The organism is Pseudomonas sp. TMW22080 (assembly GCF_022496745.1).
Lineage (GTDB): Bacteria > Pseudomonadota > Gammaproteobacteria > Pseudomonadales > Pseudomonadaceae > Aquipseudomonas > Aquipseudomonas bubulae.
The window spans coordinates 500,105-521,995 of record NZ_SCFF01000003.1; the positions used below are offsets into that span (position 1 = coordinate 500,105).

18 protein-coding genes and 1 pseudogene are annotated in these 21,891 nt (G+C 58.1%); 15 read left to right on the forward strand and 4 right to left on the reverse strand.

The annotated features are described in order from the left end of the window. Positions 1 to 369: 369 nt before the first annotated feature. From EQV96_RS12595 to EQV96_RS12635, 9 genes are all read left to right on the forward strand, one after another. Positions 370 to 1,086: an SIMPL domain-containing protein gene (locus EQV96_RS12595; RefSeq protein ID WP_095001570.1), complete on the forward strand. Its 717-nt coding sequence runs from the start codon at positions 370 to 372 to the stop codon at positions 1,084 to 1,086. A gap of 414 nt (positions 1,087 to 1,500) precedes the next feature. After that, the gene (locus tag EQV96_RS12600; RefSeq protein WP_240882084.1) at positions 1,501 to 3,126 is read left to right on the forward strand and encodes an ABC transporter substrate-binding protein; all 1,626 of its coding nucleotides are present in this window, start codon (positions 1,501 to 1,503) and stop codon (positions 3,124 to 3,126) included. Between the two features lie 297 nt (positions 3,127 to 3,423). Then, complete coding sequence (locus EQV96_RS12605; protein WP_095001573.1) at positions 3,424 to 5,022, forward strand: ABC transporter substrate-binding protein; 1,599 nt, start codon at positions 3,424 to 3,426, stop codon at positions 5,020 to 5,022. A gap of 281 nt (positions 5,023 to 5,303) precedes the next feature. Beyond that, positions 5,304 to 6,668, forward strand: coding sequence for an OprD family porin (locus EQV96_RS12610; RefSeq protein WP_095024053.1), 1,365 nt, complete (start codon positions 5,304 to 5,306; stop codon positions 6,666 to 6,668). Between the two features lie 88 nt (positions 6,669 to 6,756). Beyond that, a complete protein-coding gene (locus EQV96_RS12615) occupies positions 6,757 to 8,352 on the forward strand; it encodes an ABC transporter substrate-binding protein (protein ID WP_095001575.1) in 1,596 nt (531 codons plus the stop codon). Positions 8,353 to 8,426: 74 nt separating this feature from the next. Next, on the forward strand, positions 8,427 to 9,437 hold the full coding sequence (locus tag EQV96_RS12620; RefSeq protein ID WP_095001576.1) for an ABC transporter permease subunit: 1,011 nt from the start codon (positions 8,427 to 8,429) through the stop codon (positions 9,435 to 9,437). Positions 9,438 to 9,447: 10 nt separating this feature from the next. Further along, entirely contained in the window at positions 9,448 to 10,359 is a 912-nt protein-coding gene (locus EQV96_RS12625; protein ID WP_095001577.1) for an ABC transporter permease subunit, read from the forward strand. Positions 10,360 to 10,369: 10 nt separating this feature from the next. Next, a complete protein-coding gene (locus EQV96_RS12630) occupies positions 10,370 to 11,338 on the forward strand; it encodes an ABC transporter ATP-binding protein (protein WP_095001578.1) in 969 nt (322 codons plus the stop codon). Next, positions 11,338 to 12,312 (forward strand): peptide ABC transporter ATP-binding protein, encoded by a 975-nt coding sequence (locus EQV96_RS12635; RefSeq protein ID WP_095001579.1) that lies wholly within the window; start codon positions 11,338 to 11,340, stop codon positions 12,310 to 12,312. Before EQV96_RS12630 ends, EQV96_RS12635 begins: the two co-directional genes overlap by 1 nt. A gap of 163 nt (positions 12,313 to 12,475) precedes the next feature. Here the strand turns inward: EQV96_RS12635 and EQV96_RS12640 are convergent, their stop codons facing one another. The 4 genes from EQV96_RS12640 to EQV96_RS12655 all read right to left on the reverse strand — a co-directional run bounded on the left by EQV96_RS12640 (position 12,476) and on the right by EQV96_RS12655 (position 15,892). Then, positions 12,476 to 12,760, reverse strand: a complete 285-nt coding sequence (locus EQV96_RS12640; RefSeq protein ID WP_095024055.1) for a hypothetical protein — start codon at positions 12,758 to 12,760, stop codon at positions 12,476 to 12,478. 344 nt (positions 12,761 to 13,104) lie between these two features. Then, on the reverse strand, positions 13,105 to 13,368 hold the full coding sequence (locus EQV96_RS12645) for a bacteriocin immunity protein (protein ID WP_240882140.1): 264 nt from the start codon (positions 13,366 to 13,368) through the stop codon (positions 13,105 to 13,107). Further along, positions 13,368 to 14,177, reverse strand: coding sequence for an S-type pyocin domain-containing protein (locus tag EQV96_RS12650; protein ID WP_346769611.1), 810 nt, complete (start codon positions 14,175 to 14,177; stop codon positions 13,368 to 13,370). The genes EQV96_RS12645 and EQV96_RS12650 overlap by 1 nt, the downstream gene beginning before the upstream one ends. Before the next feature lie 131 nt (positions 14,178 to 14,308). Further along, a complete protein-coding gene (locus EQV96_RS12655; protein WP_016779471.1) occupies positions 14,309 to 15,892 on the reverse strand; it encodes a peptide chain release factor 3 in 1,584 nt (527 codons plus the stop codon). A gap of 339 nt (positions 15,893 to 16,231) precedes the next feature. Here EQV96_RS12655 and EQV96_RS12660 point away from each other — a divergent pair, with 339 nt between their 5' ends. The 6 genes and pseudogenes from EQV96_RS12660 to leuD all read left to right on the forward strand — a co-directional run bounded on the left by EQV96_RS12660 (position 16,232) and on the right by leuD (position 21,889). Next, positions 16,232 to 16,948, forward strand: a complete 717-nt coding sequence (locus tag EQV96_RS12660; protein WP_095001582.1) for an ABC transporter permease — start codon at positions 16,232 to 16,234, stop codon at positions 16,946 to 16,948. A 25-nt stretch (positions 16,949 to 16,973) separates the two neighbouring features. Beyond that, positions 16,974 to 17,867, forward strand: a complete 894-nt coding sequence (locus EQV96_RS12665; protein WP_095001583.1) for a glycine betaine ABC transporter substrate-binding protein — start codon at positions 16,974 to 16,976, stop codon at positions 17,865 to 17,867. Between the two features lie 14 nt (positions 17,868 to 17,881). After that, positions 17,882 to 18,535 carry an ABC transporter permease gene (locus EQV96_RS12670; RefSeq protein ID WP_095001584.1) on the forward strand — a complete coding sequence of 218 codons (654 nt, stop codon included), beginning with the start codon at positions 17,882 to 17,884 and terminating at the stop codon, positions 18,533 to 18,535. Then, positions 18,532 to 19,689, forward strand: coding sequence for an ABC transporter ATP-binding protein (locus EQV96_RS12675; protein ID WP_095001585.1), 1,158 nt, complete (start codon positions 18,532 to 18,534; stop codon positions 19,687 to 19,689). The genes EQV96_RS12670 and EQV96_RS12675 overlap by 4 nt, the downstream gene beginning before the upstream one ends. Before the next feature lie 168 nt (positions 19,690 to 19,857). Then, complete coding sequence (gene leuC, locus EQV96_RS12680; protein WP_240882085.1) at positions 19,858 to 21,279, forward strand: 3-isopropylmalate dehydratase large subunit; 1,422 nt, start codon at positions 19,858 to 19,860, stop codon at positions 21,277 to 21,279. Continuing rightward, a pseudogene (gene leuD, locus EQV96_RS12685) lies at positions 21,276 to 21,889 on the forward strand (3-isopropylmalate dehydratase small subunit). Before leuC ends, leuD begins: the two are co-directional and overlap by 4 nt. Positions 21,890 to 21,891 lie beyond the last annotated feature (2 nt).

Genomic DNA, 21,891 nt, shown 5'->3' on the forward strand with positions numbered 1-21,891 from the left:
GAGCGCTCCAGGCGGATCACCGGGAGTATAACCAAGCAGGCGGCCCCGCAGGCAAAAGTGCGGCAAACAGCCACAGTGTTTTTTATGAAAATGCAGCTAAAAGCCTGCGTAAAAAGCGCCCTCGTAGCAGCTGCCGAAGGAACGAGGCTGCGTTCGGCTGCGAAGCAGTCGCGAAATCAGACATTGCGATCTATCAGTTAAATCTGGTTCTCAGCATTGACGACCGCTTCGCGCTCGAACGCAGCCTCGTTCCTTCGGCAGCTGCTACGCAATCTGTGGAGACCATATGTATCGAAAATGTAATTGGGCGAACTGATGGCCACGGATTAGAGTCATATGGCCATTGCTGTTCTCAATCAAGGAGCTTCCATGTCCAACTTCCAACGCACCGCTGCCCTTTTGACCCTGAGCATCGGCGCACTTGCCAGCCTGCCGGCCCTGGCAGACGACATTCATTACAACCAGATTTCCCTGCGTGCCGAAGCCAGCCAGGAAGTGCCTCGCGACTTGATGATCGTGACGCTCTATACCGAAGCGCAAAATACCGACGCCGCCAAGTTGGCCGCAGAAATCACTACGTCGATGAACAAAGCCATCGGCCAGGCCAAATCCGTCAAGGAAGTCACCCTGCGCCAGGGCAATCGCAACAGCTACCCGATTTACGACAACAAAACCCAGAAGATCACCGGTTGGCGTGAACGCGCAGAACTGCGCCTTGAAAGCACCGATTTTGCAGCTCTGTCCAAGCTCACCGGCGATCTGATGCAAACCCTGAAAATGGGCAGCATGCAGTTCACCGTCGCCAATGCCACGCGCAAAACCAGCGAAGACGCGCTGCTCAAGGACGCTGTCAATGCGTTCAAGGCCCGTGCCCAGTTGGCCACCGACGCCCTGGGCGGCAAGGGTTACAAGATCGTCAACCTGAACCTCAACACCAACGGCTACCCGCAACCTTACCTGCGCAGCGCAATGATGATGAAGGCCGCAGCCCCGGCGATGGACTCGGCGCCTACCCCGGAAGTCGAAGCCGGCACCAGTGAAGTCAGCATGAGTGCCGATGGCGTGATCGAAGTGCAGATGCAGTAAACCTGATACGCCCTGCCAACCCCTGAAGCCAGACCGTTTCAGGGTTTTTTTTATGCCCCCGGGAAAACGCCTGCAATCGTTCTAGAATTTCAAGGTGATTACCTGCAACAACGCAGTCCTACACAACAATGTTTCCCGCACAGGGGTATTGATTAGTAACAACACTGTCCTAAAACAGTGCAAGAAGGTCGCAAAAGCCCCCCGCAGATGTAAGCAAATGAGTCGAAATGCCATGCGCAAACGATCAAATGCGTCATAAGTTATATAAAAGCGACATTCCTGTACGATCGTCCCACCTTTTCAAGCTTCAACTGCTTCCACATATTGCATTGGGTATGGGCTGTGCATAAGTATCGCCGGGTCGACTCATAAGGTCGCCCTCAAACCAAAAATGACAAAAATCATGAGGCCACCATGTTCAAACACGCGGTCATTCCGTTTTTAGTAGGCGCCAGCCTGTTGGCAAGTGCACCTTTCGCCCACGCTGCTTCCAACCTGGTGTTTTGCTCTGAAGGCAGCCCGGCAGGTTTTGACCCTGGCCAGTACACCACGGGTACTGACTTTGATGCGTCGGCCGAGACCATCTTTAACCGCCTGAGCCAGTTCGAACGTGGCGGCACCAAGGTTGAGCCCGGCCTGGCGACCAGCTGGGATGTCTCGCCAGATAACCTGACATGGACCTTCCACCTGCGTGATGGCGTCAAGTTCCACACCACCCCTTACTTCAAGCCAACCCGCGATTTCAACGCCGACGACGTACTCTTCACGTTCAACCGCATGCTCGACAAAGACATGCCGTTCCGTAAGGCTTACCCCACCGAATTCCCTTATTTCACCGACATGGGCATGGATAAAAACATCGCCAAGGTGGACAAAATCGACGACAAGACCGTCAAGTTCACGCTGAACTCGGTCGATGCCGCGTTTATCCAGAACATGGCGATGCACTTTGCATCCATCCAGTCCGCCGAGTACGCCGACAAACTGCTCAAGGAAGGCAAGCCTGCCGACATCAACCAGAAACCGATCGGCACCGGCCCGTTTGTGTTCAAGAGCTACCAGAAAGACTCGAACATCCGCTACACCGGCAACAAGGACTACTGGAAGCCAGAAGACGTCAAGATCGACAACCTGATCTTCGCCATCACCACCGACCCCTCGGTACGCGTCCAGAAGCTCAAGAAGAACGAGTGCCAGGTCACCCTCTTCCCGCGTCCAGCCGACCTCAAGGCCCTGAGTGAAGACCCTAATCTGAAGATGCCCCATCAAGCGGGCTTCAACCTCGGTTACATCGCCTACAACGTGATGGACAAGATCAAGGGCAGCAACGAACCAAACCCGATGTCCCAGCTCAAGGTCCGCCAGGCCCTGGACATGTCGGTGAACAAGCAGCAGATCATCGACTCGGTGTACCAGGGTGCAGGCCAACTGGCTGTTGGCGCCATGCCACCGACCCAATGGTCCTATGACACCAGCATCAAGGACGCACCTTTCGATCCGGAAAAAGCCAAACAACTGCTCAAGGAAGCAGGCGTCAAGGAAGGTACCGAGATCGTGCTGTGGGCCATGCCGGTGCAACGCCCGTATAACCCCAATGCCAAGTTGATGGCTGAAATGCTGCAGTCGGACTGGAGCAAGATCGGCATCAAGGCCAAGATCACCAGCTACGAATGGGGCGAGTACATCAAGCGCTCCAAAGGCGGCGAGAACGGCGCGATGCTGATTGGCTGGAGCGGCGACAACGGTGACCCGGACAACTGGCTCGGCACCCTGTTTGGCTGCGACTCGCTGGAAGGCAACAACTTCTCCAAATGGTGCGACCCGGAGTTCGACAAACTGGTCAAAGCCGCCAAGGCCACCACCGATATTGCAGAGCGCACAAAACTGTACCAACAGGCGCAGCAACGACTCAAAAGCCAGATTCCAATGACACCTATCGCACACTCGACGGTGTATCAACCGATGCGCAAAAACGTAGAAGATTTCAAGATCAGCCCGTTTGGCCTGAACTCCTTCTACGGGGTCAGCGTCGGCAAATAACAAGGACCGGTGAATGCGGCTACAAGGCTGCATTCACTTATCTACCAGGACGGTGGAAATCACCTACAGCCTAAAGCCATATCTGACTACATCAGAGGCTATAGGAAGCCAAGACGATTCCTACAAGATTGTCAGATCCCATGTATTTACTGCTGAGCGCCGGCTGCTTAACTTCGGCCAAGGGCAGTCTATTGCAGCGGGTGAGGCGCAGTAGTTGATGGCATCGACGCCCTGAACCGTACGCCTTCGATCAAGGCGCGCTCAGGACTCAAAAATAAAAAAAGGATAGGGAACGCCATGCGCAACCCTCTGGTTTTATCAGTATTGATCGGCGCCGGCGTACTTGCCGGCAGCCCACTCGCAAACGCAGCCAACAGCCTGGTGTTTTGTTCCGAAGGCAGCCCGGCCGGTTTTGACACCGCGCAGTACACCACCGCCACCGACAACGACGCGGCCGAGCCCATTTACAACCGCCTCGCTGAATTTGAAAAAGGTGGCACCGCAGCCGTTCCGGCCCTGGCAACGAGCTGGGATGTTTCCGAAGACGGCCTGACGTGGACGTTCCACCTGCGTGACGGGGTCAAGTTCCATACCACCAAGTGGTTCACCCCGACCCGCAACTTCGATGCCGATGACGTGCTCTTTACGTTCAACCGCATGCTCAACCCGGACCATCCCTTCCGCAAGGCCTACCCCACCGAGTTCCCGTACTTCAACGGCATGAGCCTGGACAAGAACATCGCCAGCGTCGAAAAAACCGGTCCCATGACCGTGGTCATGAAACTCAACTCGGTAGACGCCGCCTTTATTCAAAACCTGGCCATGAGCTTTGCCGCCATCCTGTCGGCCGAATACGCCGACCAGTTGCTCAAGAGCGGCAAGCCCAGCGATATCAACCAGAAGCCTGTCGGCACCGGCCCGTATGTGTTCCAGCGTTATCAGAAAGACTCGAACATCCGCTACGCCGCCAACAAGGACTACTGGGCCCCCAGCCAGGTCAAGCTCGACAACCTGATTTTCTCGATCAGCGTCGATGCCTCGGCGCGCATGCAAAAGCTGCGTAAAAACGAATGCCAGGTCTCGCTCAACCCGCGCCCGGCCGACGTTGCCGGCCTCAAGGCCGATCCGAAGCTGCAGGTGATTGAAAAGCCCGGCTTCAACCTCGGTTACATTGCCTACAACGTGCAGCACAAGCCGTTCGACCAGTTGCAGGTGCGCCAGGCCCTGGACATGGCGGTCAACAAGGACGAGATCCTCAAGGCGGTGTATCAGGGCGCAGGCCAAAAAGCCGTCAACGCCATGCCGCCAACGCAATGGTCCTACGACGAAACCATTACCGACGCCCCCTACAACCCGGAAAAAGCCAAAGAGCTGCTCAAAGCCGCTGGGGTCAAGGACGGCACCGAAATAACCCTGTGGGCCATGCCCGTACAGCGCCCCTACAACCCGAACGCCAAGCTGATGGCCGAAATGCTGCAGTCGGACTGGGCCAAAATCGGCCTCAAGGTCAAGATCGTCAGCTATGAATGGGGCGAGTACATCAAACGCACCAAAAATGGCGAACACGACATCAGCCTGATTGGCTGGACCGGGGACAACGGTGACCCGGACAACTGGCTCGGCACCCTCTACAGCTGCGACGCAATCGGCGGCAACAACTACTCCATGTGGTGCAACAAGGAGTACGACACCCTGGTCAAGAATGCCAAGGTCGTGACCGATCGCGATCAGCGCACGGTGCTCTACAAACAGGCCCAGCAGTTGCTCAAGCAACAGGTGCCGATCACCCCCATTGCGCACTCCACAGTCAACCAGCCGCTGAGCGCCAAAGTCGAAGGGTTCACGGTCAGCCCCTTTGGCCGTAACGCCTTCTCAGGTGTCAGCCTCAAGGACTGATTACTCCAATAGAACAGTGCCACTGTGGGAGCGAGCCTGCTCGCGAAGTCCTCAAGAGCAGCGCGGTATCGCCAACGACCTTCGCGAGCAGGCTCGCTCCCACAACAGAGATCACAAACAACACCGCTCTTTCAGCAGGTCACTTAACCCATGGCCCGCTCAAACTTCGCCAAATCTGCACCAGGCAAACGTTTGCAATGCTTTAAATCGTTTCACAACAGCCGAGTCATCACAAAAAAAGACCGGCCATAAAAAGAAGAAACCAAAGAGGAGCCTCAACCATGAAACTCACCAGCCGCGCGTTATTGGCCTTGTCCATCAGCAGCATCACTGCGATGGCCAATGCCGATGAATTCATGCCGACCGAACTCAAAGCCAGCAGCGCTCAAAGCGAGACCAAGGGCTTTGTCGAAGACCAGACCCTGGGCGGCACTACCCGCAACTGGTACGCCAACGAGCTCAAGCGTCGCGATGACCGTTTCAGCTACAACAACCACGGCACCCGTGAATCCACCCCGCGCCGGATCAACTGGGTACAGGGCACCATCCTCGACTACAAGTCGGGCTTCACTGAAGGCACCGTAGGTTTCAGCACCCAGGTCGCGGCTTACAACGCCATTGCCCTGGATCGCGACGCCAAGGACATCGCCGGGCCAAACAACCGCACCCTGACCCACAGCGACGGCGACGCCGTCGGCCAGTGGAGCAAGCTGGGCCTGGCCAACCTCAGCGCCCGCATCTCCAACACCACGCTGACCGTAGGCCGACAGAACTTCAGCAGCCCGACCATCGACGTGATCGGTAACCGCGCACTGCCTTCCAGCTTTCAAGGGGTGGGCCTGCACAGTGAAGAGTTCAACAACCTGTCGTTCGATGCCGGCTCCTTTGACCGCGTGTCCCCGCGTACCGAGTCGAGCCTGAGCAAGTTCCGCAGCGAATACGGCGCAACCGGGGTTGAAACCGATCGCGCCAGCGTCGCCGGCCTCAACTACCAGCCGTTCAAGAGCCTGAAGACCACGCTGTACGCGACCCACGTTGAAGACTTCTGGAATCAGTACTACTTCGGCGCCGTACACGACATGGGCGACAACGCCACCCTGGGCCTGAATACCAACTTCAACTACTACAAGACCCTGGATACCGGCAGCAAGGCCCTGGGCAACATCAACAACGACGCCTACAGCCTGGCCTTCGCCCTGACCCACCAGGCCCACACCCTGAGCCTGTCGTTCCAGCAGATCGTCGGCGACGAATACTTCGACTACCTGCACGAAACCAACGGCATTTACCTGGCCAACTCCCTGCTCTCGGACTTCAACGGCCCGAACGAGAAATCCCTGCAACTGGCCTACAGCATCAACATGGCCCAGTACGGCATTCCCGGCCTCAAGTTCAACGCCTACCACGCCCGCGGCTGGGATATCGACGGCACCAAGTACACCGGCACCGCCTACGACGTGAAGAACATGGACGGCGAAACCCATTACGAGTACAGCGTTGGCACGTCCTATGCAATCCAAAGTGGCCCGCTGAAAGCCACCGCGATTCGCGCGACGTACACCACGCACCGCGCCAGCAAAAACCAGTCTGACGGCAACATCAACGAATTCCGCCTGGTGACCACCATTCCGTTCAACATTCTGTAAAAAACTGCTCAAACCCGAAGGCTGCGGCTGATTCGACGAATCAGCCGCAGCCGTTACGCTGGCTCACCCGACTCTGGAGAGGGTTGCTATGAAAAGATTCCCACTACGCACTGCCCTGGCCGCGGCACTGCTCTGCACCACTGTGAGTGTCAGCGCGAAAACCCTGGTGGTCTGCACTGAAGCCAGCCCTGAAGGGTTCGACATCGTTCAGTTCACCACCGCCGTGACTGCCGATGCTTCGGCCGAGACCATACTCAACCGCCTGGTCGACTTTGCCCCCGGCACCACGGATGTGGAGCCCGCCCTGGCCGAGCGCTGGGACATCAGCCCGGACGGGCTTGAATACACTTTTCACCTGCGTCCCGACGTAAAGTTTCACACCACTGATTATTTCAAACCGACCCGAACCCTGAACGCCGATGACGTGGTCTGGAGTTTTCAGCGCCAGCTGGACCCGAATCACCCGTGGCACAAACTGTCGCTGGTCGGTTACCCCTACTTTGAAAGCATGGGTTTCAAGGACCTGCTCAAGAGCGTCGAGAAAGTTGACGACCTGACGGTAAAAATCACTCTCAACCACCCTGAAGCGCCGTTTCTGCGCGACGTGGCCATGCCGTTCAACTCCATCTACTCCGCCGAATACGCCGACCAGTTGCTCAAGTCCGGCAAAACCGCCGACCTCAATGCCAAGCCGATCGGCACCGGCCCGTTTATCTTCGTGCGCTACAACAAGGATGCCCAGGTACGCTTCAAGGCCAACCCGGACTACTTCCGTGGCAAACCGCCCAGTGATGCGCTGATCTTCGCCATCGCCACCGACAGCAACGTGCGCCTGCAAAAGCTCAAGGCCAACGAATGCCAGATCGCGCTGTACCCCAAGCCTGATGAGGTCAAGAACATCCGCAAGGACCCCAACCTCAAGGTCGATGAGCTGGCCGCCCTGATGACCAGCTATATCGCCATGAATACCAGTCACAAGTACCTGAGCGATGTGCGCGTACGCAAAGCCATCGACATGGCCTTCGACAAGCAGACCTATCTGAACTCCGTCCACGGCGAAGGCAACGCACTGCTGGCCGTCAACCCTTACCCGCCGACCATGCTGGGCTACAACACCAGCATTCAGCGGCCGCCCCGCGACCTGGACAAGGCCCGGGCCTTGCTCAAGGAAGCCGGGGTACCTGAAGGCACGGTACTGACCCTATTCACCCGCAACGGCGGCGGCCCGACCAACCCCAACCCGATGCTGGGTGCGCAGTTGCTGCAGTCCGACCTGGCACAAATCGGCCTCAAGCTGGATATCCGGGTCATGGAATGGGGCGAAATGCTCAAGCGCGCCAAAAATGGCGAACATGATCTGGTGTCGACCGGTTGGGGCGGCGATAACGGCGACCCGGATAACTTCCTGACCCCGCTGCTTAGCTGCGAGGCGGCCAAAAACGGCGAGAACTACGCCCGCTGGTGCAACAAGGACTTCGAAAGCCTGATCACCAAAGCCCGTGGTATCACTGAACCCTCGCAACGGGCCGAGTTCTATCAACAGGCACAGATGATTTTTAATCAGGACCAACCCTGGATCAACGTAACCCATCCTATGCTGTTCACGGCGATGCGCAAAAACGTCGAGGGCTATACCCTTAGCCCCCTGACCAACAACAACTTCGCCACAACCCAGGTGAAGTAGAACAATAAAAACCCGCCAGGGTTTACCTCAACCCCGGCGGACCTGCCTGACCGGCTGATAAGGAACACCACACGATGTTTAGTTTTATTGCCCGCCGAGTGGGGTTGTTGATCCCCACGTTCTTCGGCATCACCTTGCTCACCTTTGCCCTGATTCGCATGATCCCGGGTGACCCGGTCGAAGTCATGATGGGTGAGCGCCGGGTAGACCCTGAAATGCACGCCCAGGCCATGGAGCGCCTGGGTCTGAACAAGCCGCTGCACGAGCAGTACATCGACTACGTCAGCAAACTGGCACATGGCGATCTGGGCGAGTCATTGCGCACCCGTGAAAGCGTGTGGAGCGAATTTTCCGCACTGTTCCCCGCCACGCTGGAACTGGCCAGCGCCGCCCTGTTGTTCGCCGGCATCCTCGGGCTACTGGCGGGAGTGATCGCGGCACTCAAACGCGGCTCATTGTTTGACCACGGCGTGATGGGTATCTCCCTGGCGGGGTATTCGATGCCGATCTTCTGGTGGGGCCTGATCCTGATCATGTTCTTCTCCGTGGGCCTGGGCTGGACCCCGGTGTCCGGGCGTATCGACCTGCTCTACGACATAGAGCCCAAAACCGGCTTCATGCTTATCGACACCCTGCTCAGCGACGAGCCCGAAGCCTTCTGGGACGCGTTGCACCACCTGATTCTGCCGGCCATTGTGCTGGGTACCATTCCGCTGGCCGTGATCGCGCGGATGACCCGCTCATCCATGCTTGAAGTGCTGCGCGAAGACTACATCCGTACCGCCCGCGCCAAAGGCCTGTCACCCGCCCGCGTGGTGTTCGTGCACGGCCTGCGCAACGCCCTGATCCCGGTACTGACCGTGGTCGGCCTGCAAGTGGGCACCCTGCTGGCCGGTGCAGTCCTGACCGAAACCATTTTTTCGTGGCCCGGTATCGGTAAATGGCTGATCGAAGCCATTGGCGCCCGGGACTATCCCGTGGTGCAAAACGGCATCCTGCTAATCGCCTGCCTGGTGATTCTGGTCAACTTCGTAGTCGACATCCTCTACGGCTTTGCCAACCCACGCATCCGTCACCAGCGCTGAGATCCTGACCATGAGCACCTCCCCAAGCACGACCGAAGTGGATCAAAGCCTGCTTTATCCATCACCGTACAAAGAATTCTGGCATGCCTTCTCCCGGAACAAGGGCGCTGTGGCGGGTCTGATTTTCATGACCATCATCGTGTTCTGCGCGATCTTCGCCCCGTGGGTCGCCCCCCATAGCCCGAGTGAGCAATACCGCGACTTTCTGCTGACCCCGCCGGTCTGGCTGGAAGGCGGCAACTGGCAATTTCTGCTGGGCACCGATGAACTGGGTCGCGACCTGCTGTCACGCCTGATCGAAGGTTCACGGCTGTCGCTGTTGATCGGTTTGTCGTCTGTGGTCATCTCGCTGATTCCGGGCGTGATCCTGGGCCTGTTTGCCGGCTTTTTTCCGCGCCTTCTCGGCCCGGGCATCATGCGGTTGATGGACATCATGCTGGCCCTGCCTTCCTTGCTGCTGGCCGTGGCGATTGTCGCCATCCTCGGCCCTGGCCTGATCAACACCGTGATCGCCATTGCCGTGGTGTCGTTGCCATCGTACGTGCGTCTGACCCGTGCCGCCGTGATGGGCGAGCTGAACCGCGACTATGTGACCGCTGCCCGCCTGGCCGGTGCCAGTCTGCCGCGCCTGATGTTTATCACTGTGCTGCCCAACTGCATGGCGCCGCTGATCGTGCAGGCCACCCTGAGTTTCTCCTCGGCGATCCTCGACGCCGCAGCACTGGGCTTTCTTGGCCTCGGCGTACAACCGCCAACCCCTGAGTGGGGCACCATGCTGGCTTCGGCCCGCGACTATATCGAACGCGCGTGGTGGGTCGTCAGCCTGCCTGGCTTGACCATTTTGCTCAGCGTGCTGGCAATCAACCTGATGGGCGACGGCCTGCGCGATGCGCTGGACCCGAAACTCAAAAACGCCGCCTGAGGAGATTCCCATGTCACTGTTAGAAATCAAGAATCTCAATGTCCGTTTTGGCGACGCTACGGCCGTGCCGGTGGTAGACGGCCTGAGCCTGTCTGTGGATAAAGGCGAAGTACTGGCAATTGTCGGTGAGTCGGGGTCGGGCAAGTCCGTGACCATGATGGCGCTGATGGGCCTGATCGAGCACCCCGGTATCGTCAGCGCCGACGCGCTGACCTTCGACGGCAAGAACATGCTGACCCTCAGCGCGCGTCAGCGCCGCCAGATCGTCGGCAAGGACATGGCGATGGTCTTCCAGGACCCCATGACCGCACTGAACCCCAGCTATACCGTGGGTTTCCAGATCGAGGAAGTGCTGCGCCTGCACCTGAAAATGTCCGCCAAGGCAGCGCGCAAACGGGCCATCGAGCTGCTGGAAAAAGTTGAAATCCCGGGGGCTGCCAGCCGCATGGACGCCTACCCGCACCAACTGTCAGGCGGCATGAGCCAGCGCGTGGCGATTGCCATGGCGATTGCCGGTGAACCCAAACTGCTGATCGCCGACGAACCTACCACTGCCCTGGACGTAACCATCCAGGCGCAGATCATGGACCTGCTGCTGAGCCTGCAACGCGAACAGAACATGGGCCTGGTGCTGATTACCCACGACCTCGCCGTAGTCGCCGAAACCGCCCAGCGGGTATGCGTGATGTACGCCGGCCAGGCCGTGGAAGTCGGCAACGTGCCGGGGCTGTTTGATGTGCCCGCGCACCCGTACAGCGAGGCGCTGCTGGCTGCGATCCCGGAACACAGCATGGGCGCTGCCCGTCTGTCGACCTTGCCCGGCATCGTGCCCGGTCGCTATGACCGGCCCAAAGGCTGCCTGCTGTCACCGCGCTGCCCGTATGTACAAGAGCAATGTCGTCAACAACGTCCTGCGCTGGAGCAACAGGCTCACAGCCAGGTGCGCTGCTTCTTCCCCTTGAATCAGGAGGTGGCGTAATGACTGTTGTTCTTACCGCCCGCGACCTAACCCGTCACTACGAAGTATCCCGTGGCATGTTCAAAGGCCATGCGCTGGTACGCGCACTCAACGGCGTGTCATTTGAACTGGAAGCCGGTAAAACCCTTGCCGTGGTGGGAGAGTCCGGTTGCGGAAAATCCACCCTGGCCCGCGCGTTGACCTTGATTGAAGAGCCCTCCTCGGGCTCGCTGAAAATTGCCGGGCAAGAAGTTGCAGGGGCCAACAAGGCCGAGCGCAAACAACTGCGCAAAGACGTGCAGATGGTGTTCCAGAGCCCCTACGCCTCGCTCAACCCGCGGCAGAAAATCGGCGATCAACTGGCCGAGCCGCTGCTCATCAACACCAGCCTGAGCGCCAGCGAGCGCCGCGAAAAAGTCCAGGCCATGATGAAACAGGTCGGCTTGCGCCCCGAGCATTACCAGCGCTACCCGCATATGTTCTCGGGGGGCCAGCGCCAGCGTATCGCCCTGGCCCGGGCCATGATGTTGCAACCCAAGGTGCTGGTGGCGGACGAACCAACCTCGGCGCTGGACGTGTCGATCCAGGCGCAGGTGCTTAACCTGTTTATGGATTTGCAGCAGGAGTTCAACACTGCCTACGTGTTCATTTCCCATAACCTGGCGGTGGTGCGACATGTGGCCGACACGGTACTGGTGATGTACCTCGGTCGCCCGGTAGAGATGGGCCCCAAGGAGGAGATCTACACCCGGCCGTTGCACCCCTACACCCAGGCGCTGCTGTCGGCCACGCCGACGATCCACCCCGATCCGCTCAAGCCAAAAATCAAGATCGTCGGCGAGCTGCCCAACCCGCTGAACCCGCCATCAGGTTGCGCCTTTCACAAGCGCTGCCCGTATGCGACCGAGTTGTGCAGCACAGACGAACCTGTACTGCGCCTGCTCGACAACCGCCAGGTTGCCTGCCATCACGCGGAGCAGTTTTTGCAGAGCTAAACACGACCCGTAGCAGCTGCCGAGGAACGAAGGCTGCGTTCGGCGGCGCAGCCGTCGTAAAATCGAGGCCCGCGGAGTAACAGACATACCGCAAGCTCAGGTTTTACGATTGCTTCGCAATCGAACGCAGCCTTCGGCAGCGGCTACACATAGGGGTAATGCATTACGTCTGGCTATCGCCTTCATCGCCCTCATCGCCGTTATCCCCACCGTCACCGCCGCCATCACCATCGGTCTGGTCATCATCCCCCGAACTGCCGCCCTGCCCCTGGTCCCCAGGTTCGGAATCCGACTTGTAGATGGCATGAATTGTCGGCCCCGGCACGCCTGTTACTGAAAACCCGGCCCCCGTGCTGCTCAGCGGGTTGCTCGCCCAAGCCGCCGAGGCACTCACCGTCAGCAGCACCAGCACCTTGAGCAACAGCACAATGCGTTGAAAAAGCTTCATCGCGATTTCCATCCTGTTATGAGAAAAGCACCCTTTAAACCTAGTTCGCCCCTTTCAGCTTTTCCAGAAACTCACAGGCTGGGATATACCCATTCGGAGTAACGCAGCCGCGTTTGTCGATACTGTGTGGTGGGCCATACGCTCACTTGTAGCCGTTGACAAGCAGCGCGAGGCTACGTCCGACTGCGTAGCAGTCGTAAACTGCTTCGGACGCGATCACAGCCTTCGGCAGCGACTACTGAAGACACGTGCGTTAGATAGTTGAATTGATAGCCGTAGACATTTAGCCAATAAAAAGCCCAGCCACCCATGATCACTGGATGGCTGGACTGAACAAGCAAAAATCAAGCAGATTTGAAGCCAGACTTACCGTTGGCGGCTCGCCATTCACTGACTTTCTTGGTTATAGCTTCTGGAGTGCTGTCCAAATCAGATGCGGCATAGTAGATAAGGTCTGTACCGTCAGGATGCTCAGTGACTTTTTCAAAATGCGCCAGAAGCTTGTCAAGGCGTTCATCAGTTTCAGCAATGTTCTCCTGGAATATTTCTTTCATAAACACCCAGAACTCGGCTTCCGTATACTCAGAGAAACTACTTTTCAGCTCCATCATTTCGCTCCTTTATGAATATCCAGGTGACGCTTAGGGGTCAAAATCAACATATTTTCAACATTGTAAATATCTCCCCCCTTAGCGACTTCATGGACATGATGTATTTCAAATGAGGACCGCTTGCCCACTGCATCACTTTTCCTGGTCTTAGCTGCTTTACCGATGCTCATTCGGGCTCTATTTGGAGCTATAAACTGCTGTGACAGCACCGGATCTTTCGTTATTTCTACCCAAAACGCCTCTCGAAACGCCTTGAAATTCTTGAACTTCCTCCCCCGAAGCCAATCAGCAATCTGCGACGGCACCGCAGCACCCTCACCCTGCGCCGCAGCCCCCAGCCAGATACCCGTCACTGGCGTGACAGTGGCGCCAGTGTAAACCGTTGGCACTGGTTGCTCGGCAGGGGAAGTAGTCGAGCTATTCCACGGATCGACGATGGGTGTCCAGGTCAACGTCCTTGGTGGCACATCTTCGGTGGTTACGCTGTAAACATTCAGCTGTGCGTTAAACGTTGCAGCTACAACCCTGACTTTCGACGGCACAGTTACGCCATCCGCCAAAGCGACAAAAACTTCAGACTGCCCATCTGCGGCTGTTTTTGAACTGATACGCACTGGCAGATCAACATTGCCATTGGCGGCAGCAATTGCTGATAGATCGTCGTTGAGCCCAGGCGCCAGATCCGAGAGCGGCGTACTAAATGCATAGCGCTCAGGCAATTCGCCATTTGCCAGTTTGGGCGAATACACCAAGGCAGACACCCCCACCAAAAACCCCGAAGCTGTGCCTGCAAATAAACCGGACAAGGCGCGAATAGGTCCGCAGGCCTTTGCGCTCCTAAGGGCTCGATCGCAGTCTGCGGCAGCGGTTACAAAATTTGCGCAAAAAAAAGCGAAGCCCAAGGGCTTCGCTTTTTATCAACCAGACACCTGAGTGCTTAGTGATGCTCGCGGGTTGCGCGGAACTTCACATCCGGCCAGCGCTCTTCCATCAACGCCAGGTTGACGCGGGTCGGAGCCAGATAGGTCAGGTGACCGCCACCGTCCACGGCCAGGTTTTCCACAGCTTTGACGCTGAACTCTTCGAGCTTCTTCTTATCGTCGCAATCAATCCAGCGAGCCGAGTACACAGTGATCGGCTCGTAGGAGCATTCCACTTTGTATTCTTCTTTCAAGCGGCTGGCGACCACGTCGAACTGCAGCACACCCACGGCGCCCAGGATGATGTCGTTGCTGCGCTCCGGGAAGAACACCTGGGTGGCGCCCTCTTCGGCCAGTTGCTGCAAGCCCTGACGCAATTGCTTGGACTTGAGTGGATCGCGCAGACGTACGCGACGGAACAGTTCCGGGGCAAAGTGCGGAATACCGGTGAAGCTCAGGCTCTCACCTTCGGTGAAGGTGTCACCGATCTGGATGGTGCCGTGGTTGTGCAAACCGATGATATCGCCTGCAAAAGCCTCTTCGAGCTGTTCACGCTCGGAGGAGAAGAACGTCAGCGCATCGCCGATACGAACATCTTTGCCGGTGCGCACATGGCGCATTTTCATGCCCTTTTCGTATTTGCCCGAGCAAATGCGCATAAAGGCGATACGGTCGCGGTGTTTCGGGTCCATGTTCGCCTGGATCTTGAACACGAAACCGGTGAATTTCTCTTCAACCGGCTCGACGGTACGCTCGTTGGCAACACGGGCCAGCGGCTTCGGCGCCCAGTCCACTACCGCGTCGAGCACATGGTCGACACCAAAGTTGCCCAGTGCGGTACCGAAGAACACCGGGGTCAACTGGCCGTCGAGAAATTCCTGTTGGTTGAATTCATGGCAAGCGCCCTGAACCAGTTCCAGTTGATCAACAAAACGATCGTACTCGTCACCCAAGTGGGCACGGGCTTCATCGGAATCGAGCTTTTCGATGATTTTGGTTTCGGTGCGCTCATGCCCATGACCGGCGGTGTAGACGATGATGTAGTCGTCTGCCAGGTGGTAGACACCCTTGAAATCGCGGTAGCAGCCGATCGGCCAGGTGATCGGCGCCGCCTTGATTTTCAGAACCGCTTCGATCTCGTCCAGCAACTCGATCGGGTCGCGAATATCGCGGTCGAGTTTGTTGATAAAGCTGACGATTGGCGTGTCACGCAGACGACACACGTCCATCAGGGCGATGGTACGTGGCTCAACGCCCTTACCGCCGTCGAGGACCATCAGCGCCGAGTCGACCGCGGTCAGCGTGCGGTAGGTGTCTTCGGAGAAGTCTTCGTGGCCCGGGGTGTCGAGCAGGTTGATCATGTTGTCGCGATACGGGAACTGCATGACCGACGTGGTAATCGAAATACCCCGTTGTTTCTCCATTTCCATCCAGTCGGAGGTGGCATGGCGGTCGGACTTTCGCGATTTCACCGTACCGGCGACAGCAATCGCCTTACCCATCAGCAAGAGCTTTTCGGTGATGGTGGTCTTACCCGCATCGGGGTGGGAAATAATGGCGAAAGTGCGGCGTTTCGCGACTTCGGCGGCCTGGTTGGTCATGGGAAATCGCCTGACGATTGATTCAAAAAAGGGCGCGGATTATAGCTCAAATCAGGCGCCTACAGCCACCGTTGGAACCGTGGCTCGTCGGACAAGGGTGGCAATGTGCCGTAAAAAATGTGAACCTTTTAAACAGTGGAGGCGTCCACTCTCCTGATACGACAAAGCGTCAGGGGCTGAAATATCAGCAAGTTAGCCTGACGAGGCTGCGCTAATGACAGGTGTTGAGGGCGCATTTTCGCCACCACCTGTTGCTCTTCGCGAACATATTGCCGGCAGCCAGGAATGGCCTTGCCACACGACGATGTGTTCGCCGACTGAAAAAAAAGGAGTCCGTCTATGGCGAATCGCTATGGAAAAGGGCTTATAGGATGCGCGGTCGTTATCGCGCTTCTGGCCCTGTTGGTCCACTGGATCGGCATCAGCACTATCGAACACTATCAAGATGATTTGTTGTTCTACCTGCAAGCCCACCTGTACCTGGTACTCGCTTCAATGCTCGCCGCCCTCCTTGTAGGGATACCTGCCGGCATTTTCCTCAGCCGACCTTCAATGGCCGGACGTGCGGAACGCTTCATGCAAGTCTTCAACATCGGCAACACCGTGCCTCCTCTGGCGGTACTGGCCATTGCCCTGGGTTTCCTGGGCATCGGTAGCGGCCCTGCCATCTTCGCCCTGTTTCTCGCCTCGTTGCTGCCCATTGTGCGCAATACCTACGAAGGCTTGAAAAACGTCCAGGGTTCGCTCAAGGAAGCCGCCGTCGGTATCGGCATGACGCCGCGCCAGGTGCTGTGGCGGGTCGAGTTGCCCAACGCCGTGCCCATCATCATGGGCGGTGTGCGCGTGGCACTGGCGATCAACGTCGGTACCGCCCCGCTGGCGTTCCTGATCGGCGCCAACAGCCTGGGCAGCCTGATTTTTCCAGGCATTGCCCTCAACAATCAGCCGCAACTGATCCTCGGCGCCGCCTGTACTGCGCTGCTGGCACTGCTGCTCGACGGCCTGGTGATACTCATCAGCCGCCAGTGGTTGGAACGCGGTCTGCGACCTGCTTAAGGTCTGGCTGAGCAAAGGAATAACCATGAAAAAAATTAGCTTTTTACTAGGCTGCATCCTGCTGTGTGCAGGAATTGCCCAGGCTGCGGAAAAACCCTTGATTCGCATTGGGGCGCGGGTGTTTACCGAGCAAACCCTGCTCGCGGAAATCACTTCGCAATACCTCAACAGCAAGGGCTATAACGCTCAGGTCACCGGCGGGCTGGGCAGCAGCCTGGCGCGTTCGGCCCAGGAGTCGGGGCAACTGGACATGGTGTGGGAATACACCGGCGTTTCGCTGGTGGCCTACAACCACATCACCGACAAACTCGACAGCCAGCAATCCTACGACCGGGTAAAAGAGGTCGATGCTAAACAAGGACTGGTCTGGCTGCATCCGTCCAAGTTCAGCAACACCTATGCGCTGGCACTGCCACAAAAGGTGGCCGAAGCGTTTCCGGGCATCAACAGCATCAGCGACCTGAACAAGGCAATGCGCGAACCGGACAACAAAAATGCGCTGGTGGCCCTGGACACCGAGTTCGCCAACCGCTCCGACGGCTTGCTGGGTATGGTCAAGCTCTACGACATGGACCTGACCCGTCGCAATATCCGCCAGATGGACGCCGGGCTGGTCTACACCGCGCTGAAAAACGGCCAGGTGTTTGCCGGACTGGTCTACACCACGGACGGTCGCTTGAGCGCCTTCAATCTCAAATTGCTTGAAGACGACAAGCACTACTTCCCGGACTACACCGCCGCGCCGGTAGTGCGTCAGGCCTATCTGGATCAGCACCCCGACCTTGCGGGGCTGCTTAAGCCACTGGCCGATCTGTTTGACGATGAAACCATGCGTCAACTCAACGCCCGGGTCGATGTAAACCACGAAAGCCCGTCCAAAGTCGCCGCAGACTTTCTGCGCCAGCATCCACTGAACTGAAAAGAGGAGAAGACATGGAATTTTTAAACGCCTTTTCCCACATGGACTGGTCGCTTGTTCTGCATCTGACCTTGCAGCACATCACCCTGGTCGGCATTGCCGTGATTCTGGCAATCCTGATCGGCGTGCCGCTGGGCGTGCTGATGACACGCTTTCCGTCACTGGCCGGCCCGCTGCAAGCCAGCGCCACGGTGCTGCTGACCATTCCGTCAATTGCCCTGTTCGGCCTGCTGCTGCCGTTCTACTCGAAGTTCGGCCAGGGCCTTGGCCCTATGCCGGCCATTACCGCCGTGTTTTTGTACTCACTGCTGCCGATCATGCGTAACACCTTCCTGGCCCTCACCGGCGTGGAACCGGGTATTCGCGAAGCCGCTCGCGGTATCGGCATGACCTTCAGCCAGCGCCTGCGCATGGTTGAACTGCCCATCGCCGTGCCGGTGATTCTGGCCGGTGTGCGTACCGCCGTGGTCATGAACATCGGCGTCATGACCATTGCCGCCACCATCGGTGCCGGTGGTCTGGGTGTACTTATTCTTGCTGCAATCAGCCGTAGCGACATGTCGATGCTGATCGTAGGCGCCGTGTTGGTCAGTGTTCTGGCCATCATCGCCGACCTGCTTCTGCAATGGCTGCAACGCTCGCTGACTCCAAAAGGACTGCTCAAATGATCGAACTTCAAAACCTCAGCAAAACATTCCAAAGCAACGGCAAAGATGTAAAGGCCGTGGACTCGGTAAACCTGACCGTCAATGAAGGCGAAATCTGCGTATTCCTCGGGCCTTCGGGCTGCGGCAAAAGCACCACGCTGAAAATGATCAACCGTCTGATCAAGCCCACGTCGGGCAAGATCCTTATCAATGGCGAAGACACCACTGACCTCGACCCGGTAACCCTGCGTCGCAATATTGGTTATGTGATCCAGCAGATCGGCCTGTTCCCCAACATGACCATCGAGGAGAACATCACCATCGTTCCGCGCCTGCTGGGGTGGGACAAGCAAAAGTGCCATGACCGTGCCCGCGAACTGATGAGCATGATCAAGCTGGAGCCCAAGCAATACCTCAACCGTTATCCGCGCGAACTGTCTGGTGGTCAGCAGCAACGAATCGGCGTGATCCGCGCCCTGGCGGCCGATGCGCCGCTGCTGCTGATGGATGAACCGTTTGGTGCGGTGGACCCGATCAACCGCGAGATGATCCAGAACGAATTCTTCGAGATGCAGCGCGCGCTGAACAAGACCGTAATCATGGTCAGCCACGACATCGACGAAGCGATCAAACTGGGCGACAAGATCGCCATCTTCCGTGGCGGCAAACTGTTGCAAATGGACCACCCGGATACCCTGCTCGCTCACCCGGCGGACGACTTCGTGAGCAACTTTGTCGGCCAGGACAGCACCCTCAAGCGCCTGCTGCTGGTCAAGGCCGAAGATGCCGCAGACAACGCGCCATCGGTGAGCCCGGAAACCCCGGTGGCGGAAGCCCTGGAACTGATGGACGAACTGGACCGTCGCTACGTGGTGGTCACCTGTGCCGACAACAAGGCACTGGGGTATGTACGTCGTCGTGACCTGCATCGTCAGACAGGCACCTGTGGCCAGTTCCTGCGGGAGTTCACCGCGACCGCTGCGTCGGAAGAACATTTGCGCATCCTGCTGTCGCGCATGTACGAGTTCAACCGCTCGTGGTTGCCGGTGATGGACGCCGAACGCGTGTTCCAGGGCGAGGTGACGCAAGAATCGATTGCGGCGTACCTGAGTTCGGGTCGTTCGCGTGGCGCCAAGACCAGCATTGTTTCACCGGCTGAAATAGCTTCCGCTTGACCCCTGTAGCCGCTGCCGCAGACTGCGCCGGGTTGCGCAGCCTGCGGCAGCGGCTACAACCAGTTGTATCCAACACGAATCATGTTCTGAGCCATCACTGCATCGCCATTGATGGTGCTCCCCGCGTCCTTATGATGGTTCGCACGCCTCCCGCTGCGAGCCATCACCATGCCCCATGCCAAAACCCTCTACGACAAGCACATTGATGCGCACACCGTGTGCGCGCTCGATGATCAAGGTCACGTCTTGCTATACATAGACCGTCAGGTCATTAACGAATACACCAGCCCGCAAGCCTTCAGTGGTTTGCGTGAAGCCGGGCGCGAAGTGTGGCGCCCGGAAACCGCCCTGGCGGTGGTTGACCATGTGAACCCGACCGCCCCCGTGCGCGTGGCCGCCATGGCCGATGCAGGCGGCGCTTTGCAGGTGTCGTATCTGCAACAGAACTGCGAAAAGTTTGGCATCGAGCTGTTCGATGTGCTCGACCAGCGCCAGGGGATCGAACACGTTATCGCCCCCGAGCAAGGCTTCATCCTGCCCGGCATGATGATCGCCGCAGGCGACAGTCACACCACGACTTATGGCGCGCTGGGTGCCTTCGGCTTTGGTATCGGCACCTCTGAAATCGAGCACCTGCTGGCCACTCAGACACTGGTCTACAAACGTCTGAAAAGCATGCGAGTGACCGTCCAGGGCGCGCTGGGCCTGGGGCTGACGTCAAAAGACCTGATCATGGCCCTGATCGCCAAAATCGGCGCTTCAGGCGCCACCGGCTATGCCATTGAATTTACCGGCTCGACCATCGATGCATTGAGCGTCGAAGCGCGCATGACCATCTGCAACATGGCCGTGGAAGCCGGTGCCCGCGGTGCTTTTATGGCGCCCGATGACAAGGTGTACGCCTACCTCAAAGACAAACCCCGTGCCCCACAAGGCGAGTTGTGGGAACAAGCGGTTGAGCATTGGTGCCTGCTTTATAGCGACCCCGACGCGCAGTTCGATCAAGAGGTGCAAGTGGACGCCTCTGACCTGCAACCGATGGTCACGTGGGGCACCAGCCCCGATCAGGCCGCCGCCATTGGCAGCCGCGTGCCGGACCCACAGGCGATCAGCGACTTGATCTTGCGTCAGGACATGCGCCGGGCCTTGAACTACATGGGCCTGGAGGCTGGCACGCCGCTCAATGAAGTGGTGATCAGCCATGCCTTTATCGGTTCGTGCACCAACGCCCGCATTGAAGATTTACGTGACGCCGCACAGGTGGTGCGCGGCCAGAAAGTGGCCACGCATGTGCGGGCGATGATCGTGCCGGGGTCGACTCAGGTGCGTGATCAGGCCGAGGCCGAAGGGTTGGCCGCGATCTTTATCGACGCCGGTTTTGAGTGGCGCCAGTCAGGGTGTTCCATGTGCCTGGCCATGAATGATGACGTACTCGCCCCCGGCGACCGCTGCGCCTCCAGTACCAATCGCAACTTCGAAGGCCGCCAGGGCGCCGGGGCACGCACCCATTTGATGAGCCCGGCGATGGTCGCGGCCGCCGCCATTACCGGCCATCTGGTCGACGTTCGCCAACTGTCAGGGAGAGTCTGAGCATGCAACCTTTCACCACCGTCAGCGGCAAGGCAGCACCGATGCTCGCGGCCAACATCGATACCGATGTGATCATGCCCAAGCAGTTTCTTAAAGGCATTGATCGCAACGGACTGGATTGCGGTCTGTTTTTTGACCTGCGTTTCCTGCCTTCGGGCGAGCCGAACCCGGCGTTCGTCCTTAATCAGCCGGGCTGGCAAGAGGCACGCTTTTTAGTCACCGGGCCGAATTTTGGCTGTGGCTCCAGCCGTGAACATGCGGTCTGGGGATTGAAGCAACTCGGTATCCGGGCCTTGATTGGCAGCAGCTTCGCCGGGATCTTTTATGACAACTGCCAGCGTAACGGGGTGTTGGTGATTACCCTGGAAGAGGCGCAGGTGCAGGCGCTAGGGCCACTATCAGCCACGCAGACACGGCTGAAATTGCCGTTGACCTGCCGAGCCAAAGCATTTGTCTGGCCGATGGTTCAACGGTTGAGTTCCAGATCGACGGCCTGCGTAAAACCGCGCTGTTGCAGGGACTGGATGCCATTGGCAGCACCTTGCAACGCAGTCGGCAGATTCGCGAGTTCCAAGAGCGGCACTTGCAGGCCAACCCTTGGTTGAGCTGAAA

Bases quoted from the DNA above. Each gene is read 5' to 3' on its own strand.
- EQV96_RS12595 (WP_095001570.1), top strand. From the start codon at position 370: ATGTCCAACTTCCAACGCACCGCTGCCCTTTTGACCCTGAGCATCGGC.
- EQV96_RS12600 (WP_240882084.1), top strand. From the start codon at position 1,501: ATGTTCAAACACGCGGTCATTCCGTTTTTAGTAGGCGCCAGCCTGTTG.
- EQV96_RS12605 (WP_095001573.1), top strand. From the start codon at position 3,424: ATGCGCAACCCTCTGGTTTTATCAGTATTGATCGGCGCCGGCGTACTT.
- EQV96_RS12610 (WP_095024053.1), top strand. From the start codon at position 5,304: ATGAAACTCACCAGCCGCGCGTTATTGGCCTTGTCCATCAGCAGCATC.
- EQV96_RS12615 (WP_095001575.1), top strand. From the start codon at position 6,757: ATGAAAAGATTCCCACTACGCACTGCCCTGGCCGCGGCACTGCTCTGC.
- EQV96_RS12620 (WP_095001576.1), top strand. From the start codon at position 8,427: ATGTTTAGTTTTATTGCCCGCCGAGTGGGGTTGTTGATCCCCACGTTC.
- EQV96_RS12625 (WP_095001577.1), top strand. From the start codon at position 9,448: ATGAGCACCTCCCCAAGCACGACCGAAGTGGATCAAAGCCTGCTTTAT.
- EQV96_RS12630 (WP_095001578.1), top strand. From the start codon at position 10,370: ATGTCACTGTTAGAAATCAAGAATCTCAATGTCCGTTTTGGCGACGCT.
- EQV96_RS12635 (WP_095001579.1), top strand. From the start codon at position 11,338: ATGACTGTTGTTCTTACCGCCCGCGACCTAACCCGTCACTACGAAGTA.
- EQV96_RS12640 (WP_095024055.1), bottom strand. From the start codon at position 12,760: ATGAAGCTTTTTCAACGCATTGTGCTGTTGCTCAAGGTGCTGGTGCTG.
- EQV96_RS12645 (WP_240882140.1), bottom strand. From the start codon at position 13,368: ATGGAGCTGAAAAGTAGTTTCTCTGAGTATACGGAAGCCGAGTTCTGG.
- EQV96_RS12655 (WP_016779471.1), bottom strand. From the start codon at position 15,892: ATGACCAACCAGGCCGCCGAAGTCGCGAAACGCCGCACTTTCGCCATT.
- EQV96_RS12660 (WP_095001582.1), top strand. From the start codon at position 16,232: ATGGCGAATCGCTATGGAAAAGGGCTTATAGGATGCGCGGTCGTTATC.
- EQV96_RS12665 (WP_095001583.1), top strand. From the start codon at position 16,974: ATGAAAAAAATTAGCTTTTTACTAGGCTGCATCCTGCTGTGTGCAGGA.
- EQV96_RS12670 (WP_095001584.1), top strand. From the start codon at position 17,882: ATGGAATTTTTAAACGCCTTTTCCCACATGGACTGGTCGCTTGTTCTG.
- EQV96_RS12675 (WP_095001585.1), top strand. From the start codon at position 18,532: ATGATCGAACTTCAAAACCTCAGCAAAACATTCCAAAGCAACGGCAAA.
- leuC (WP_240882085.1), top strand. From the start codon at position 19,858: ATGCCCCATGCCAAAACCCTCTACGACAAGCACATTGATGCGCACACC.